At 63.3% G+C, this 16,406-nt stretch carries 13 protein-coding genes and 1 pseudogene; 5 read left to right on the top strand and 9 right to left on the bottom strand.

From position 1 onward, the window contains the following. Positions 1 to 57: 57 nt before the first annotated feature. The 4 genes from pta to pdxR form a co-directional block, all read right to left on the bottom strand. Complete coding sequence (gene pta, locus METH_RS14275; RefSeq protein ID WP_044008439.1) at positions 58 to 1,092, bottom strand: phosphate acetyltransferase; 1,035 nt, start codon at positions 1,090 to 1,092, stop codon at positions 58 to 60. Between the two features lie 34 nt (positions 1,093 to 1,126). Beyond that, a complete protein-coding gene (locus METH_RS14270) occupies positions 1,127 to 1,873 on the bottom strand; it encodes a sulfite exporter TauE/SafE family protein (RefSeq protein WP_024091180.1) in 747 nt (248 codons plus the stop codon). A gap of 5 nt (positions 1,874 to 1,878) precedes the next feature. Next, positions 1,879 to 3,651 (bottom strand): sulfoacetaldehyde acetyltransferase, encoded by a 1,773-nt coding sequence (gene xsc, locus METH_RS14265; protein ID WP_024091179.1) that lies wholly within the window; start codon positions 3,649 to 3,651, stop codon positions 1,879 to 1,881. Positions 3,652 to 3,911: 260 nt separating this feature from the next. Beyond that, on the bottom strand, positions 3,912 to 5,372 hold the full coding sequence (pdxR, locus tag METH_RS14260; protein ID WP_024091178.1) for a MocR-like pyridoxine biosynthesis transcription factor PdxR: 1,461 nt from the start codon (positions 5,370 to 5,372) through the stop codon (positions 3,912 to 3,914). Positions 5,373 to 5,589: 217 nt separating this feature from the next. On the opposite strand from pdxR, the pseudogene METH_RS14255 reads away from it, so the two are divergent. Further along, positions 5,590 to 6,346 (top strand): annotated as a pseudogene (locus METH_RS14255) (SDR family oxidoreductase). A gap of 86 nt (positions 6,347 to 6,432) precedes the next feature. Here METH_RS14255 and METH_RS14250 read toward each other — a convergent pair. After that, entirely contained in the window at positions 6,433 to 7,830 is a 1,398-nt protein-coding gene (locus METH_RS14250; protein ID WP_024091177.1) for an aminotransferase family protein, read from the bottom strand. 294 nt (positions 7,831 to 8,124) lie between these two features. Between METH_RS14250 and METH_RS14245 the strand changes: the two genes are divergently transcribed. Together METH_RS14245 and METH_RS14240 are read left to right on the top strand one after the other, a co-directional pair. Beyond that, a complete protein-coding gene (locus METH_RS14245) occupies positions 8,125 to 8,901 on the top strand; it encodes a beta-keto acid cleavage family enzyme (protein WP_024091176.1) in 777 nt (258 codons plus the stop codon). Positions 8,902 to 8,903: 2 nt separating this feature from the next. After that, positions 8,904 to 10,232: an aspartate aminotransferase family protein gene (locus METH_RS14240; RefSeq protein ID WP_024091175.1), complete on the top strand. Its 1,329-nt coding sequence runs from the start codon at positions 8,904 to 8,906 to the stop codon at positions 10,230 to 10,232. Positions 10,233 to 10,291: 59 nt separating this feature from the next. Here METH_RS14240 and METH_RS14235 read toward each other — a convergent pair whose 3' ends face one another. Continuing rightward, positions 10,292 to 10,960, bottom strand: coding sequence for a DsbA family oxidoreductase (locus tag METH_RS14235; RefSeq protein ID WP_024091174.1), 669 nt, complete (start codon positions 10,958 to 10,960; stop codon positions 10,292 to 10,294). A gap of 67 nt (positions 10,961 to 11,027) precedes the next feature. Here METH_RS14235 and METH_RS14230 point away from each other — a divergent pair, with 67 nt between their 5' ends. Together METH_RS14230 and METH_RS14225 are read left to right on the top strand one after the other, a co-directional pair. After that, positions 11,028 to 11,213 carry a hypothetical protein gene (locus tag METH_RS14230; RefSeq protein ID WP_024091173.1) on the top strand — a complete coding sequence of 62 codons (186 nt, stop codon included), beginning with the start codon at positions 11,028 to 11,030 and terminating at the stop codon, positions 11,211 to 11,213. 20 nt (positions 11,214 to 11,233) lie between these two features. Further along, positions 11,234 to 12,262, top strand: a complete 1,029-nt coding sequence (locus tag METH_RS14225; protein ID WP_024091172.1) for a D-cysteine desulfhydrase family protein — start codon at positions 11,234 to 11,236, stop codon at positions 12,260 to 12,262. 143 nt (positions 12,263 to 12,405) lie between these two features. Here METH_RS14225 and eda read toward each other — a convergent pair whose 3' ends face one another. The 3 genes from eda to zwf are packed head-to-tail and all read right to left on the bottom strand — an operon-like array spanning position 12,406 to position 16,378. Next, the gene (eda, locus tag METH_RS14220; protein WP_024091171.1) at positions 12,406 to 13,056 is read right to left on the bottom strand and encodes a bifunctional 4-hydroxy-2-oxoglutarate aldolase/2-dehydro-3-deoxy-phosphogluconate aldolase; all 651 of its coding nucleotides are present in this window, start codon (positions 13,054 to 13,056) and stop codon (positions 12,406 to 12,408) included. Between the two features lie 4 nt (positions 13,057 to 13,060). Further along, a complete protein-coding gene (edd, locus tag METH_RS14215; protein WP_024091170.1) occupies positions 13,061 to 14,869 on the bottom strand; it encodes a phosphogluconate dehydratase in 1,809 nt (602 codons plus the stop codon). A 48-nt stretch (positions 14,870 to 14,917) separates the two neighbouring features. Next, positions 14,918 to 16,378, bottom strand: coding sequence for a glucose-6-phosphate dehydrogenase (gene zwf, locus METH_RS14210; RefSeq protein ID WP_024091169.1), 1,461 nt, complete (start codon positions 16,376 to 16,378; stop codon positions 14,918 to 14,920). Between the last annotated feature and the right edge of the window lie 28 nt (positions 16,379 to 16,406).

Genomic DNA, 16,406 nt, shown 5'->3' with positions numbered 1-16,406 from the left:
GAAGGCCCTAATTTGGGAATACTGTTCTGTATGGGTTCGGATTTTTGGGACGGTGGTTCAAATATCCGGACCTGATGCGCCTGCGGCCTGCAGGATGGTGACGGCGATAATCTGGGTGACGTCTTCGGCGCTGCAGCCGCGGGATAGATCATTGGCGGGTTTGGCCAGCCCCTGCAGCACCGGGCCGATGGCGGAATAACCGCCCAGCCGCTGGGTGATCTTATAGCCGATGTTGCCGGCATCCAGATTGGGGAAGATCATAACATTGGCCTGGCCCGCAACGCTGGAGCCGGGCGATTTGCGCGTTCCGACTGAGGGCACAAAGGCGGCGTCGAATTGCAGTTCTCCATCTGCAGGCAGTTCCGGGTGGGCGTCCTGGAACAGGCTCAGCGCCTCAGTCACCTTGTCCACGGCCGGATGTTTGGCGCTGCCTTTGGTGGAAAAGCTGAGGAAAGCCAGTTTCGGATCCGCCCGCAGCAGGGCCTGGGCCGATTGAGCCGAAGCTGCAGCGATCGAGACCATCTCGGCAGGTTTCGGATCAATCACCAGGCCGCAGTCGGAGTAAAGCATTGCGCGGGCGCCATCCGGGGCGCCTTCGGGCGGGTACATCAGGAAGAAGGAAGAGACCATACCCGCATCCGGCGCCATGCCGATCACCTGAATGGCGCTGCGCACCACATCGCCGGTGGTGTGGACTGCGCCGCCAACGGTGCCGGTGGCATGGCCCAGCCGAACCAGCATGGCGGCGTAAACCAGCGGGGTTTCGGCAGCTGCACGGGCTTCGGTCTCGTCAACCCCCTTGTGCATGCGCAGGCTGTGGTATTCGGCGGCAAAGGTTTCGGTCAGCCCGGATGCGGCCGGGTCGTGGACTGCCACGCCATCGCCGGCGCTGGCGCCTTCGGCCTGCAGCGCGGCTTCGACTTCTGCCTGCGGACCAATCAGGATCACATCGGCGATACCGGCCTGATGCGCGGCGAGGGCACCCGCCACGACGCGGGGGTCGGTGCCTTCGCTGAGTGCGACAACGGGACGGGCAGCCGGAGCTTCGGCCTGCAGCAGTTCAAGGGGTGAAAGTGTCTTGGTCACTGGCATTGGTCCTGTAGCAGCGGTTCGGGGCAGGGGGCGTTCAGAACGCCAGCCGCGCGATATTGATCAGCGAAAAGGCAGTCAGCATCAGCACCACCGCACGGCGGAACAGTCTGTGCGAGACCGCTTTAAAACTGCGGGACCCGGCCCAGATGCCGAGGCCCAGAATGGGAAAGGCCAGCAGAATGCCGGTCAGCGTTTGCGGACCCACCAATCCATTTGCGGCCATTACCGGCAGCGCCATCAGGTCGATGCCGGTCAGAAACACGATCATCGTGGCGCGGAACACTGCCGGCGGAACCGGCTGTGCCGTCAGGAAGGCTGCGACAGGCAGGCCGCCGACACCGGCGCTGTTGGCGATGCCCGCAATGGCACCGACACCTACAGTTCCGTTGCGCCCGACCGGGCGTTCCAGCTGCCAGCCGCTCAGCAGAACCAGGCTCAAGGCCAGGATCAGGCATGAGATCGCCAGCCTCGCCTCATACTCTCCCAGCCGGGCCATGATGGCGATGGCGGGAACCGTGGCAACCGCGGCACCTGCCAGCAGGGCGAAGGCGCGGCGCCAGTCGATATGCGGGCGGATGCCGTGCGCCTGGAAGGCGGTCATGGCGATTTCGCAGGAAAACACTACCGGGATCAGCGGCAGCGGATTGGTGGTCAGCGCTGCCAGAATGATGAAGATCGCAGAAAACCCGAAGCCGGAAAAGCCGCGGATCAAGGCCGCCGCGAATAACGCGGCGGCCAAATAGGCCCCCTGGCCCATTGAAAGGTCAAAGGGCAGGGGCATCAGGTTCAGACCTGCTGCGGACGCATGTCGTCTTTGCTGATGCCAGCAACGGCGACAGGTTTCTTCATTGCGTCACGGCGGAAAGGCTCACCCAGTTCCTGGTTGATCATCGCTTCGATCAGGGTGGTGATGCCCTTCTTCTGGTCTTCACAGGCCTGGCGCAGCGCCTCGGTAAGTTCGTCCATGGTGCGGGCTACAACGCCTTTCAGGCCGCAGGCATTGGCGATACCGGCATAAGACACCTGAGTGTCCAGCTCGGTGCCGACGAAGTTGTCATCGAACCACAGGGTGGAATTGCGCTTTTCTGCACCCCATTGGTAGTTGCGGAACACAACCTGTGTCACCGCGGGCCATTCTTCGCGCCCGATTGCGGTCAGTTCGGTCACTGCGATACCAAACGCGCCATCGCCGGAAAAGCCGACAACCGGAACGTCCGGGCAGCCGATTTTCGCGCCGACAACCGCCGGCAGGCCGTACCCGCAGGGGCCGAACAGGCCGGGGGCCAGGTATTTGCGGCCGTCCTCGAACGACGGGTAGGCGTTGCCGATGGCGCAGTTGTTGCCGATGTCCGAAGAGATGATCGCATCTTTCGGCAGGCCGGCCTGGATCGCACGCCATGCGCGGCGCGGCGACAGCCAGTCAGGCTTGGCAGCGCGGGCGCGTTCGTTCCAGGTGGTGCCGGGATCGTCCTGCTCGCTGTCCATCGAAGACAGTTCCTGGGCCCAGGCAGACTTGGTGTGCGAGATCAGTGCCTTACGCTCTTCGCGGCCTGCGTCGCCTGCGGTGTCCGCCAGTTGGCCGAGGATGGTGTTTGCAACCGATTTTGCGTCCCCGACGATGCCCACGGTGACTTTCTTGGTCAGGCCGATGCGGTCCGGGTTGATGTCAACCTGGATGATTTTCGCGTCGGTCGGCCAGTAGTCGATGCCGTAGCCGGGCAGGGTCGAGAACGGGTTCAGGCGGGTGCCGAGTGCCAGCACAACGTCCGCTTTGGAGATCAGCTCCATTCCAGCCTTGGAACCGTTATAGCCCAGCGGGCCTGCAAACAGCGGGTGCGAGCCGGGGAAGGCGTCGTTGTGCTGGTAGCCAACGCAAACCGGGGCGTCGAGACGCTCGGCCAGGGCCATGGACGCGGGGATCGCGCCGCCGATGACAACGCCGGCACCGTTCAGGATGACCGGGAATTTTGCGTTCGACAGCAATTCAGCCGCCTGGCTCACCGCCTCTGCGCCGCCGGCGGGCAGTTCAAAGTCGACAATTGCGGGCAGGTCGATGTCGATCACTTGGGTGAAGTAGTCGCGCGGCACGTTGATCTGGGCCGGAGCAGAGTTGCGCTTGGCCTGCATGATCACGCGGTTCAGAACTTCGGCCATGCGGGACGGGTCGCGCACTTCTTCCTGATAGCAGACGCAGTCGGCAAACATGCGCATCTGCTCCATTTCCTGGAAACCGCCCTGACCCATGGTCTTGTTCGCGGCCTGCGGGGTGACCAGCAGCAGCGGGGTGTGGTTCCAGTAGGCGGTTTTCACAGCGGTGACAAAGTTGGTGATGCCAGGACCGTTCTGTGCAATCATCATCGACATCTTGCCGGTGGCGCGGGTGTAGCCGTCCGCCATCATGCCGCCCGAGCCCTCGTGGGCGCAGTCCCAGAAGGTGATGCCTGCCGGCTCAAAGATATCGGAAATCGGCATCATGGCCGAGCCGATGATGCCAAAGGCGTGTTCGATGCCGTGCATTTGCAGGGTTTTGACAAAGGCTTCTTCGGTGGTCATTTTCATGGCGGGTTCTCCTGGGTGAGACGCGGAATTCCCCCGGGCGCAGTGCCGGGAATTGACTCTGGTTTAGGGGGCGGGGGGAGGCCGGGTTAGGGCCAGTTATCAAGCCCGGGTAGGTCCAAAACTGGATCTATGAAAATAACCGGGCAGTATTTTCACATAAGCTTCAGCCAGTCACGCGATGCGGGCACAAGAATGCAGGCGTGAAGGTAAATGACACGTTTGGTATCATTTGCCGCGCAGTCAGCTGCAACACCCTGGCTTCAACCCTGCTTCAGTGCCTTGGCAATCAACGCCAGGCCGGCCTCGATCCTTGTGGCGGGGATCGAGGAATAGCCGAGCCGGTAATAATTCTGCTGGCGGTGCTCGGCGCCAAAGAACGGCGCGCCGGGCTCGATGATGACGCTTTTCTCTTTCAGCCGTTCCGCAACAGTGGTGGCATCCACGCCGTCCGGAGCCCGCATCCACAAAGAAGAGCCGCCGAAATTGCCGACGCCGGCAATGGTGAGGCCGTGCTTGCGGATGGCATCCTCGATCACGGCGCGGCGGTCATGCAGCACCTTGGCGGTACGGCGGATCTGGGCGTCGTAGTGTCCCAGCGACAGGAAATAGGCGACTGTGCGCTGGACATGTCCCGGCGGATGCCGCAGCACGCTGGCGCGCAGCGCCCTGGCCTGGCGGATAAACGGTTCCGATCCGACCAAATACCCTAGCCGCAGCCCGGGAAAAAGCGATTTGGAAAAACTGCCTGCATAGATCACCCGCCCCTCGCTATCGAGCGACTTAAGCGAGGGAGAGGGAGCGCCGAGAAAGGACATCTCGAACTCGTAGTCATCCTCGACAATGACCGCATCGATCTCACTGGCCCGCCTTAGCAGCTGTTTGCGCCGCTCCATCGGCATGGTGAAGGTCGTCGGGCTCTGGTGGCTGGGGGTGCAGAAGATCACATCGGTGTCTTCCGAAATCTGTTCTGGCGGCAAACCGCCCTCATCGACCGGAATGCAATCCACCTGGCAGCGGGTCTGTACCACCTGGTCGCGCAGAGTATAATAGGCTGGATCTTCCACCGCCGCCCGCCGCCTTCGGTTTAACAGCAGCTGGCAGGTGATCCATAGCGCATTCTGGGCACCCAGCGTGATCAGGATTTCCTCCGGCCGGGCAGTGATCCCGCGGCGCGGCAGCGTGTGTCGGGCGATATATTCGATCAGCAACGGATCGTCCTGGTCGAAGTAATCATTCGCCAGTGCGGCAAAATCCTTCTGCCCCAGCGCCCGCAGCGCGCACAGCCGCCAGTTGGCATGGTCGAACAGCGAGGCATCGGCCTGCCCGTAGATGAACGGATAGCGGTACTCGCGCCAGTCCTGGGGTTTTCGCGGGGTGTCGCCGCCGGTAAAGCTGCGCGCCAGAACTTTGCCCCAATCCATCGCATCGCCGGACTTCTGCTGCGGCGTGTACGAAGGCGGCACCGGCGCGTTGTCGGAAACAAAATAGCCGGACCGCCCGCGCGAGGTGAGGTAGTCATTGGCCAGCAATTCGGTATAGGCCAGCGTCACGGTAATCCTGCTGATCCCCAGATGCGCCGCCAGTTTGCGCGATGAGGGCAGTTTTTCCCCGACCCTGAAGCGCCCGGACAGAATGCCCTCGGCAATCATTTCCTGGATCTGCGCCTGCAGAGTGCCCTGGGCGTCCGGGTTTAGGAAAAAGGTGTCGACGGAAATGGCCATGCGCGCCACCTTAGGGTGGACTTAAACGCGGTGCAATCTGGACTTAGGGCCAGTTTCGGAAAATCTGCGGCTTGCTTTGGTTCGGCAACCAGTCCGGCTGCGGTTTGACCCGTTTCTTGCGGTTTCGAACACGACGCAATGGCAGGCGCAGGAAACGGGTCGCCCTTGGTCCTTCCAGTTTTCTAGTCGTTTCCGCACAGCCATTAAGGAGATGATCATGGAACTGAATAGCAAGACACTCATCATTACCGGCGCCAGCAGCGGTATTGGCGCCGCTGCAGCACTGCTGTTTGCGGCAGAAGGAGCCAATGTCGTTTTTGGGGGGGCGGCGCCAGGCAGAACTGCAGAACCTTGCCGGGCAGATCAATAAAAGCGGCGGCAAAGTTGCCTGTCTTGCCGGTGATGTCACCAGCGAAGCCTATTCGGCAAACCTGGTGGCGCTTGCCTTGGAGGAATTCGGCGGACTGGACGGGGCTTTCAACAACGCGGGCATCATGGGCGGCATGGGGCCGGTGGAGCAGATGGACGCCGCCAATTGGAACGCGGTGATTGCAACCAACCTGACGGGTGCATTTTTCTCGGCCAAGGCGCAGATTCCGGCGCTGAGGGCGCGGGGCAGCGGATCGCTTGTCTTTACCGGATCCTTTGTCGGCGTCAGCAACGGCGGCATGCCCGGCATGGGGGCTTATGCCGCGTCAAAGGCCGGGCTGATCGGCCTGGTCCAGTCTCTGGCCTCTGATCACGCGGCAGAAGGCATCCGGGTGAATGCCCTGCTGCCGGGCGGAACCAAGACCGCGATGGCCGGCGATAATCCGGAGGCGCACAGCTTTATCGCCGGGCTGCACCCGATGAAGCGGATGGCCGCCCCGTCTGAAATTGCCCAGGCCGCGGTGTTCCTTTTGTCGGACCGGTCCAGTTTTGTGAATGGAACGCCAATGGCTGTGGACGGCGGGGTTGCCGTGCGGCTGGTTTAAGTTCCGGGGCACCGGATTTTGGCCCGAAAACGAAAAAGCGCCCCGGGCATTCCGGGGCGCAGTTGATCGTCCGGCAGAGAGAGGTGTCAGCCGAATACTTTGGTCAGAGCCTTGTCGACCGCATCGCAGATCTGGTCGATGTCCTCTGCGGTGGCGATCAGCGCCGGGCTGAAGCACAGGGTGTTGTTACGGCCCGGCAGCGACCGGTTGGTGACACCGATGATCACGCCCTGCGCGCCGCATTCCGCGACAACCTGCTGGGCCAGTTTCTCGTCCACCGGCTCCTTGGTTTCGCGGTCGGCAACCAGTTCGGCGCCCAGGAACAGGCCCTTGCCGCGGACGTCACCGATAACCGCATGCTTTTCCATCAGGGCGCGCAGATTGTTCAGCATTCGCTCGCCCATGGCGCTGCAGTTGTCCAGCAGGTTCTCGTCTTCGATGATGCGCATGTTTTCCAGCGCCGCAGCGGGACCTGCGGTGCAGCCGCCGAAGGTCGAGATGTCGCGGAAATAGCTCAGCGGATCGCCGGCGTCTTCCTTGAACATGTTGAACACCTCCTCGGTGGTCACCATGCAGGCAATCGCCGCATAGCCCGAGGCGACGCCTTTGGCCATGGTCACAAAGTCCGGTTTGATGCCGTACTGCTGGTAGCCGAACCATTTGCCGGTCCGGCCGACGCCGCAGACCACTTCGTCGATGTGCAGCAGCACGTCGTATTTCTTGCAGATCTCCTGCACCCGCTCCCAGTAGCCCTCGGGGGCCTCAATGACGCCGCCGCCAGCGGTCACCGGCTCAAGACACAGGCCGCCAACGGTTTCCGGGCCTTCGCGCAGAATGACTTCCTCGATGGCGTCTGCTGCGGCAATGCCGAACTCGCGGCCGGACAGGTGCTCAAGGCCCAGCTCATGCTTGCGGTATTCCATGCAGTGGGGGACGCGGACAAAGTCCGGCGCGAACGGGCCGTACTGCGCATTGCGCTCGTCCTGGCCGCCTGCCGACATGGTCGCCAGGGTGGAGCCGTGATAGTCACGGTCGCGGTACAGGATCTTGGTTTTCTTGCCGCCGTATTTCTTGTGGGCGATCTGGCGGATCATCTTAAAGGCCTTCTCGTTGGCCTCGGACCCGGAGTTGGTGTAATAGACGCGGGTCATGCCCGGCATCTTTTCAATCAGCTTTTCAGCAAACAGCGCACCGGGGATGGAGCCGGCGGAGTTGGCGAAATAGCAGATCTTCATCATCTGTTCGTAGACGGCTTTACAAACGCTTTCGCGGCCATAGCCGACATTGACGGTCCAGACCCCGCCGGAGACTGCATCCAGGAACTCCTTGCCGTTCTGATCCCAGACGCGCATGCCCTTGCCCTCGACAATGATGCGCGGGTCGGAGGTTTCCAGCGCCTTGTGCTGGAACAGGTGATGCCACATGTGGGCCTTGTCGGCCTCGACCACACGGGAGAGATCGTTTTCGTTGAACGTGCCGTCCATGACATGTCCTTTCGGCGTTAGAAGTGAAACAGGCTGCCCGGGACCCTACAGGGCTTCTGAGGCGTATTATGTACCAGAAACGTCAGTTTCCGGGAATTCGTTAGGGCCAGAGCATCCGCTTTCTTAGGTCCAGAAATACCCGGCGCAAGCGGTTCACCGGCGGCGTATCGGACGCCGGACCACCTGGAACAAATGTTCTGACGTTTCCGCCTTGAGAGCGGGTGTCCCGAAAGGCCAAGCTGAAGGTATCCTGAAAGCGTGTCGCGGCAAGACAGGCCGCAAAGGAGGGAACCGGTGGCAGAATACAGATTGATGGTGGCTCCGAACGGCGCCCGGCGCGGGCGCGGTGATCACCCGCAGCTGCCGGTGACGCCACAGCAGACGGCCCAGACTGCAGCCGCCTGTTTTGCTGCAGGTGCCCAGGCGCTGCATCTTCATGTGCGTGACGGCGAAGGGCGGCACTCTCTGGATGCGGGCCGCTACCGCGAAGCCCTTGATGCGGTGCGGGAAAGCGTACCGGGCATGGCGGTGCAGATCACCACCGAAAGCGCCGGGATCTATGATGCGGCCGCCCAGCTCGCCTGCCTGGAGGCGCTGCGCCCCGCCGCAGCCTCAGTCTCGGTGCGGGAAATGGCGCGGGATCCGCTGCTTGCCGCGCGGGTCTATGCGCTGAGTGCCGAGGCTGGCACTGAGGTGCAGCATATCCTCTACGGTCCCGATTGCATCGCCCGGCTGGGCGCCTGGTATAAGGACGGCACCGTGCCGGGCGCCATGCGCGATGCGATTTTTGTTCTGGGCAGATACACCCCGCCGGTTCTGGCGCAGCCCGCCGGGCTGGCTGTTTTTCGTGACGCCACGGCAGATTTGCGCCTCAACTGGGCCGTCTGCGCCTTTGGCCGTCACGAACACGCCTGCCTGCTGGCCGCCATCGCCACAGGCGGGGATGCGCGAATCGGATTTGAGAATAATATCGAAACACCGGAAGGCGGGCTGCTGGCAGACAATGCAGCCTCGGTTGCCGCCTTCGTTCAGGCCGCGCGGGATGCGGGCCATCGCCTCAAGGAGTGCTGATCATGTCTCACGTGTTCCCCCGCCACACCAAGGCCGCGCTGCCTACTGCCGTATCCGGCGACGGCTGCTATCTGATCGACGCAGATGGAAAGCGCTACTTTGACGGTTCCGGAGGTGCAGCGGTCTCCTGCCTGGGTCATTCCGACGCTGATGTGATCAAAGCGGTGCAGGATCAGGTCGGCAAGCTGGCCTTTGCCCATACCGGTTTTCTCACCTCCGAACCGGCCGAAGAATTGGCGGATTTGCTGGTGGCCAATGCGCCGGGGGACATCGACCGGGTCTATTTTGTTTCCGGTGGTTCCGAGGCCACTGAGGCAGCGATCAAACTCGCCCGTCAGTACCATTTGGAACGCGGCGAGCCGCAGCGCCGCCGCATCATCGCCCGCAAGCAAAGCTACCACGGAAACACTCTTGGGGCGCTGGCTGCGGGTGGCAACGAATGGCGCCGGGCCCAGTTTGCACCGCTGCTGATCGACATTTCGCACATCTCAGCCTGCTACGAATATGTGGGGAAAGCAAATGGCGAAAGCAGCTTTGACTACGGCCAGCGGGTAGCGAATGAGCTGGAGGCGGAAATCCTGCGCCTAGGCCCCGAGACCGTGATGGCCTTCATGGCGGAACCGGTGGTGGGCGCCACCTCCGGCGCGGTGCCGGCGGTTGCGGGCTATTTCAAACGCATCCGCGAGATCTGCGACCAGTACGGCGTGCTGCTGATCCTTGATGAAGTCATGTGCGGCATGGGCCGCACCGGCCATCTGTTTGCCTGCGAGGCGGATGGGGTGGCGCCGGATATTCTGTGTATCGCCAAGGGGCTGGGCGCGGGCTATCAGCCGATTGGCGCCATGCTTTGCACCCGGCAGATCTATGAAGCGATTGAGCACGGTTCCGGCTTCTTCCAGCACGGCCACACGTATATCGGCCACCCGGTGGCCACCGCCGCGGGGCTTGCTGTCGTCAAGGCACTGCTGGAGCGCGGGCTGGTGCAGCGTAGCGCCGAAATGGGAGAGAAGCTGCAGACTGCACTGCACGACCGTTTCGGCAAGCATCCCAACGTCGGCGACATCCGCGGCCGCGGGTTGTTCCGCGGGGTCGAGCTGGTTGCCGACCGTGAAACCAAGGCGCCCTTTGATCCGGCGCTGGATCTGGCTAAGAATATCAAGAAGGCGGCGTTTCAGGCCGGTTTGATCTGCTACCCGATGCAAGGCACCCGCGACGGTCAGAACGGCGACCACATCCTATTGGCGCCGCCCTTCATCATCACCGAGGAGCAGATTGCAGAAGTGATCGATAAACTGGAAACCGCCATCACCCAGTGCCTGCCGCAGGCCTAAGCTCGTCGTAAAAATGACTTACCGCCCGTCCGCCCCCCTGGGCGGGCGCTGCGCTGCCCTCAGCCTGTTTGACACCCGGTAGGCATCAGTTGTTCCAGAATGCTGGCATAATTTTCCACCCCTTGCGCCCCGGTCACCAGGTGGCGGCCATTGAACACCATCGCGGGCACGCCGCGGATGCCCTGGTTCACCCAGAACGCTTCGCGTTGGCGCACACTGTCTCCATGCTTGCCGCTGTCCAGCGCGGCACGGGCTTCCGCGCCGTCCAGGCCGAGGCTTTCGGCAGCCTGCGTCAGAACCTCCAGGTCCGAAATATCTTTGCCATCGGTGAAATAGGCTTCCAGTAGCGCTTGCTTCATCTCGTGGCCCTTGCCGCGCTCTTCCGCCCATTCGATCAGCTGATGCGCCTGGAACGTGTTGTAGATGCGCATCCCGTCATAAAAGCGGAAGGTGAACCCCAGCGCTTCGCCCAGCTCTGTCAATTGCGCCCGCACCTGCGCCGATTGTTCCGCCGTGCTGCCGTATTTCGCGGCCAGATGCTCCCGTAGATCCTCGCCTTCCAGCACCATGTCCGGGTTCAATTCGAACGGCTGCCAGTGGATGTCGAGCGGAACTCCGGCGCGGCGGGCGGCAAAGGCCAGCTGATGATAGCCGACTGCGCACCAGGGGCAGACAACATCCGAAATGATATCCACCCTGAGGGCGGGGCGGTCAGGGGTCTCTGCCATGCGGCCGGTCCTTTGATTATCAACGTCTTGCAGTGCAAATGGGGGCTGAAAGGCGGGAAAACAACAGTTGCAGCAAGGCTTACCCGCGGAGCGCCTCCTTCCCGCCGCGCGCAACGCCTGTGGCGGTCCTGAGCACCCGCTGTGCGAAAACGCCGCCCCGGCCATCGCCGCGCAGATTTCTGTTGACCCGTCAGGCTTCGGCATCAAAGTCAGCCTGCGGACGGCGTTTCTGCAAGCCGTCCGCACCATCTGATCCAGCCAAAGGAGACCGCCATGCCCCGGACCGAAACGCTCCTCTCGGCCTTTCCCCGTGCCAGCCTGCTGGCACAGCCGACACCTCTGGAACGCCTTAACCGGTTGTCGGCTGACCTGGGCATTGATCTTTGGATCAAACGCGACGACCTCACGGGCCTCAGCTTTGGCGGCAACAAGACACGCCAGTTGGAATTTTACATCGGTGCCGCACGCGCCGCTGCGGCCGATACCATCCTGATCACCGGCGCGGTGCAGTCGAATTTTGCCCGCACCGCCGCCGCCGCGGCTGCGAAACACGGAATGCAGGCAGTGCTGCAGCGAGAGGAGCGGGTGCCGGGCATGGATCCGCTTTACTACAGATCGGGCAATATCTTCCTGTCGGAGATTCTGGGTGCCGATGCGATGAGCTACCCGGAGGGCGAGGATGAGGCCGGCGCGGATGCCGCGCTGGAAACCCGCGCCGAACACCTGCGTGCCGAGGGCCGAATACCTTACATCATTCCGCTTGGCCTCGGCCATCCGCCGCTTGGCGCGCTGGGCTATGTGCAGGGCGGGGCAGAGCTGGCAGCGCAGATCGGCGGCTTTGATGCGGCCGTGGTGCCGTCGGGCAGCGGTGCCACCCACGCCGGGTTCCTTACCGGTGTGCGCCTCGCAGGCATCACCGCGCCGGTTTTTGGCATCTGCGTGCGCCGCGATGCTGCGTCGCAGAAGTCACGGCTGGAGAAAGTGGCGGATGCGCTGGCAGACCTGATAGACATCCCGCCTCCATTTGGCCGCGATGACATTCTCACTTGGGACGGTGCGCTCGCGCCGGGATATGGCCGCGCAGGCCCGGCCACCCGGGCTGCCCTTCAATGCATGGCCAAGGCAGAAGGGATCCTGCTGGACCCGGTCTATTCTGCCAAGACTTTCGCCGGGCTGCTTGGCCTCTTGAAGGAGGACAGCATCCGCACAGGCCAGAAAGTGCTGCTGCTGCACACCGGCGGGCTGCCGGCGCTGTTTGCCTATCAAAACGACCTTGGTTTTGGCGGTGCGGGCGCGCCATGATCCGCTGGCAGCGGATAGCGCGCAGGCCCCAGGGGATATTCTACAGCGGTGTCCCCGTGGGGGACACCGCGGAAAAACTGCGGGCCGTGAAAAGACCGCCGGCTATGGCAGGGGCAGAGCCGGCCGGTTGATTTTGCGGTGGCTTAACTCTTTCTGAGCTGGCTCGCGTCCCGGGCAATGGCTTCGATTGCAGCCCAGTTGCCAGCCTCGACCAGATCGGCAGGCGCCACCCAGCTGCCGCCCGCGCAGACCACATTGGGCAGGCTCAGGTAGCTTTCCGCATTGGCTGGTGTGATGCCGCCGGTGGGGCAGAAGGAAATCTGCGGCAAGGGTGCGCCGATCGCTTTCAGAGCGGGCGCGCCGCCTGAGGTTTCAGCCGGAAAGAACTTCAGCATCCCATAGCCGCGCGCCAGCAGCCGCATCGCCTCGGTTGCGGTGGCGGCGCCGGGCAAGAGCGGCAGTCCGATGGACTCGCAGGCATCCAGCAAGTCATCCGTCGCACCGGGGGAAACCCCGAATTGCGCGCCGGCTTCCTTGGCGGCTTCGGCGTCTTTGGGGGTGATCAGCGTGCCCGCCCCGACCACGCCGCCCTTCACCTGCGCCATTTCGCGGATCACATCCAGTGCCGCACCTGTGCGCAGGGTGACTTCCAGCGCAGGCAAGCCACCCGCCACCAGCGCTTCGGCCAGGGGGCGGGCATGGGCCGCATCCTTCACCACCAGCACCGGCATCACCGGGGCCAGGGTGCAGATCCCGCACGTGCGCAGGCTGGCGTCCTGAGGGGTAATCCGCATCATGCTAAACTCCAAAAACGCTGGCGCCTTCGTCGGCCGAGGCAACCGAGCGGCGGAACAGGGAAAACAGCTCACGCCCGGTGCCATGCTGATAGGCGCTGAGGTCGGCAGTGGCGGCGCCGCGCTCCAGCACGCCGCCGGTGAGGACTTCCAGCGTGCCGCGCACCGCGTCCAGCCGCAGCATGTCACCGTCCTGGAGTTTGGCTATCGGGCCGCCGTCCAGCGCTTCGGGCACCACATGGATCGCTGCGGGGATTTTGCCGGAGGCCCCGGACATCCGCCCGTCGGTGACCAGCGCCACCTTCTGCCCTTTGCCCTGCATGATGCCCAGCATCGGGGTCAGGCCGTGCAGTTCCGGCATACCATTGGCTTTGGGCCCCTGGAAGCGCACCACAATGATCACGTCGCCCGTCAGCGCGCCTGCCTTGAAGGCAGTCTTGGCTGCCTCCTGGTCATGAAAGACGCGGGCGGGGGCCTCGATCACCTGGTGTTCCTTGGCCACTGCCGAGACCTTGATCACCGACGTGCCCAGATTGCCGGTCAGCCGCTTCAATCCGCCGGTCGCCTGGAACGGCGCATCCGCCGGGCGCAGCACGGCATCGTTCAGGCTTTGCCCCGGACCGGCGCGGAAGGTCAGGCCGTCTTCGGACAGGAACGGCTCCATCACGTAGTTCTCCAGCCCGTCGCCCGCCACGGTTTTGGTATCGGGATGCAGGCAGCCGGCCTTCAGCAGTTCGCCGATCATGTAGCCAAGGCCGCCGGCCGCGTGGAAATGGTTCACATCGGCGAGGCCATTGGGATAGACCCGCGCCAGCAGGGGGATCACGTCAGACAGGTCTGAGAAGTCCTGCCAGTCCAGCAGGATGCCGCCGGCACGGGCCATGGCGATCAGATGGATCAACAGGTTGGTGGAGCCGCCGGTGGCCATCAGCCCGACAATGCCGTTGGCATAGGCTTTTTCGTCCAGCACGTCGCAGACCGGGGTATAATTGTTCCCCAGCGCGCTGAGCGACAGCGCCCGTTTGGCGCCCTCGACGGTGAGTGCTTCGCGCAGCGGCGTGCCGGGGGTGACAAAGGAGGAGCCGGGCAGGTGCAGCCCCATGAACTCCATCAGCATCTGGTTGGTGTTGGCCGTGCCGTAAAAGGTACAGGTTCCGGGGCCGTGATAGGCGGCCATTTCGGCCTTCAGCAAGTCCTCGCGCCCGACTTGGCCGGCGGCAAACCGCTGGCGTATCTTGGCTTTTTCATCGTTTGCCAGACCGCTGGTCATCGGCCCTGCAGGCAGGAACACCGCCGGGATGTGGCCAAACGCCTGCGCGCCGATCACCAGCCCGGGCACGATTTTGTCGCAGACGCCGAGGAAGACCGCAGCGTCAAACACATTATGGCTCAGCGCGATGCCCGCAGCCATGGCGATGGTGTCGCGGGAAAACAGGCTGAGCTCCATGCCTGGTTCGCTTTGGGTGACGCCGTCGCACATGGCAGGCACGCCGCCGGCCACTTGGGCAGTGCCGCCGCTCTTGCGCACGGCGTCGCGGATCAGCGCCGGGTAGGTTTCAAACGGCTGATGCGCCGAAAGCATGTCATTATAGGCAGTGACAATCCCCAGATGGCCCTTGGCGCCCTGGGCCAGCGTTTGCTGGTCCGCCCCGGTGGCGGCATAGGCATGGGCCTGGCCGGAGCAGGACAGATGCGCTCGTGCAGGCCCCTTGCCGCGGGCAGCAGCCATCCGCTCGAGATAGGCCGTGCGGGTGGCCTCGCTGCGGGCGATGATGCGGTCGGTGACGGCGGTCAGGGTGGAATTCAAGCTCATGGGGTGCCTTTGTAGCAAACTGCGGGGGCAAAGGGGAGGGCAGTCATCTCAGGTTCCGATACTGCGCCATCGGCGGCCGTCGCGGTGGATCAGCAGCAATGAATCATCGGGCCCTGTGCTGCCGCTGTCATAGGGCTGCGGCGCTTCGCCTGCGTCCTCCCAGCCGGCGATGATCGGGTCGGCCCAGTTCCAGGCGGCCTCAACCTCGTCGCCGCGCATGAACAGGGTCTGGTTGCCGCGGATCACATCCATGATCAGCCGCTCATAGGCGTCCTGCGGGCGGCCGGATTCAGGCAGCTCATCCGCGAATGTCATGTCCAGGTTGGCGCCCGTCAGGCGCATGCCGCCGGGGCCGGGATCCTTGATTGTGGTCTTCAGCGTAATGCCCTCATCCGGCTGCAGGCGGATCACCAGTACATTGCCATGCACAGTACCGGAGCCTGCAAAGATGTTGTGCGGCGGGTCGCGGAAATAGACTGCAATCTCGCTGACCCGGTCGCGCAGGCATTTTCCGGTACGCAGATAGAACGGGATCCCGGCCCAGCGCCAGTTCGCCACCTCCACTTTGAGGGCGATATAGCTTTCGGTGCGGCTGGCGGGATTGCCGGCATGGTCGCGGTAGCTGTCGCTGGATTTGCCGGCGTTGCGCCCCCGGTACTGGCCGCGGGCGATGCTGGACTGCGGTACCGGGCGCAGCGCCTCGATCACCTTGACCTTCTCGTCGCGCACCGCGTTGGGAGTGAACTGGGCGGGCGGTTCCATTGCGGTGAGGCACAGGAGCTGCATCAGGTGGTTTTGCACCATGTCCCGCATGGCGCCGGATTTATCGTAGTAGTCCCCGCGCCCCTCAACGCCGATGCTTTCGGCGACGGTGATCTGCACATGGTCGATGTGAGAGCTGTTCCACAAGGGTTCAAACAGCGAATTGGCAAAGCGCAGCGCCATCAGGTTCTGCACGGTTTCCTTGCCCAGGTAATGGTCGATCCGGTAGATCTGCCGTTCCTCGAAATGCGCCCGCAGCGCGGTGTTCAGGGATTGAGCCGAAGCCAGATCATGGCCAAATGGTTTTTCCAACACGATGCGGCTGTCCGGCGTGGCGATGCCGGTCTCGCTGAGGCGGCGGGCAATATCGGTGAACAGTGACGGGCCGACCGACAGGTAGAAGGCGCGCACGGCGTCGTCGCGCAGTTTCCCGTGAATCACATCCCAGCCGCTGTCGCTGCGCGCATCCACAGCGACATAGTCCAAAAGGTCGGTGAAACCGGCGATTTCCGCGGGTGTGGTCTCCACATCCTGGCCGAAATCGCGGATCGCATCGGCGGTCTGGGCGCGGAACGCCTCGGCTGTCAGTGCGCTGCGCGAGCTGCCGATGATGCGGCATTTATCGCTGAACTGGCCGATCTGGAAACGGTGAAACAAGGCCGGCAGGATCTTGCGGCGGGCCAGGTCGCCGGTCGCGCCAAACAGCACGAGGTCAAAGGGTTCAACGGGGATGACGCGGGAAACCATTGATTTTACATCGCTGTTCTATAGGGGC

This window comes from Leisingera methylohalidivorans DSM 14336, assembly GCF_000511355.1.
Lineage (GTDB): Bacteria > Pseudomonadota > Alphaproteobacteria > Rhodobacterales > Rhodobacteraceae > Leisingera > Leisingera methylohalidivorans.
The sequence above is the reverse complement of the archived record's forward strand: the minus strand, read 5'-3'. Positions and strand labels throughout refer to the sequence as shown.

Bases quoted from the DNA above. Each gene is read 5' to 3' on its own strand.
- pta (WP_044008439.1), bottom strand. From the start codon at position 1,092: ATGCCAGTGACCAAGACACTTTCACCCCTTGAACTGCTGCAGGCCGAA.
- METH_RS14270 (WP_024091180.1), bottom strand. From the start codon at position 1,873: ATGCCCCTGCCCTTTGACCTTTCAATGGGCCAGGGGGCCTATTTGGCC.
- xsc (WP_024091179.1), bottom strand. From the start codon at position 3,651: ATGAAAATGACCACCGAAGAAGCCTTTGTCAAAACCCTGCAAATGCAC.
- pdxR (WP_024091178.1), bottom strand. From the start codon at position 5,372: ATGGCCATTTCCGTCGACACCTTTTTCCTAAACCCGGACGCCCAGGGC.
- METH_RS14250 (WP_024091177.1), bottom strand. From the start codon at position 7,830: ATGGACGGCACGTTCAACGAAAACGATCTCTCCCGTGTGGTCGAGGCC.
- METH_RS14240 (WP_024091175.1), top strand. From the start codon at position 8,904: ATGTCTCACGTGTTCCCCCGCCACACCAAGGCCGCGCTGCCTACTGCC.
- METH_RS14235 (WP_024091174.1), bottom strand. From the start codon at position 10,960: ATGGCAGAGACCCCTGACCGCCCCGCCCTCAGGGTGGATATCATTTCG.
- METH_RS14225 (WP_024091172.1), top strand. From the start codon at position 11,234: ATGCCCCGGACCGAAACGCTCCTCTCGGCCTTTCCCCGTGCCAGCCTG.
- eda (WP_024091171.1), bottom strand. From the start codon at position 13,056: ATGCGGATTACCCCTCAGGACGCCAGCCTGCGCACGTGCGGGATCTGC.
- edd (WP_024091170.1), bottom strand. From the start codon at position 14,869: ATGAGCTTGAATTCCACCCTGACCGCCGTCACCGACCGCATCATCGCC.
- zwf (WP_024091169.1), bottom strand. From the start codon at position 16,378: ATGGTTTCCCGCGTCATCCCCGTTGAACCCTTTGACCTCGTGCTGTTT.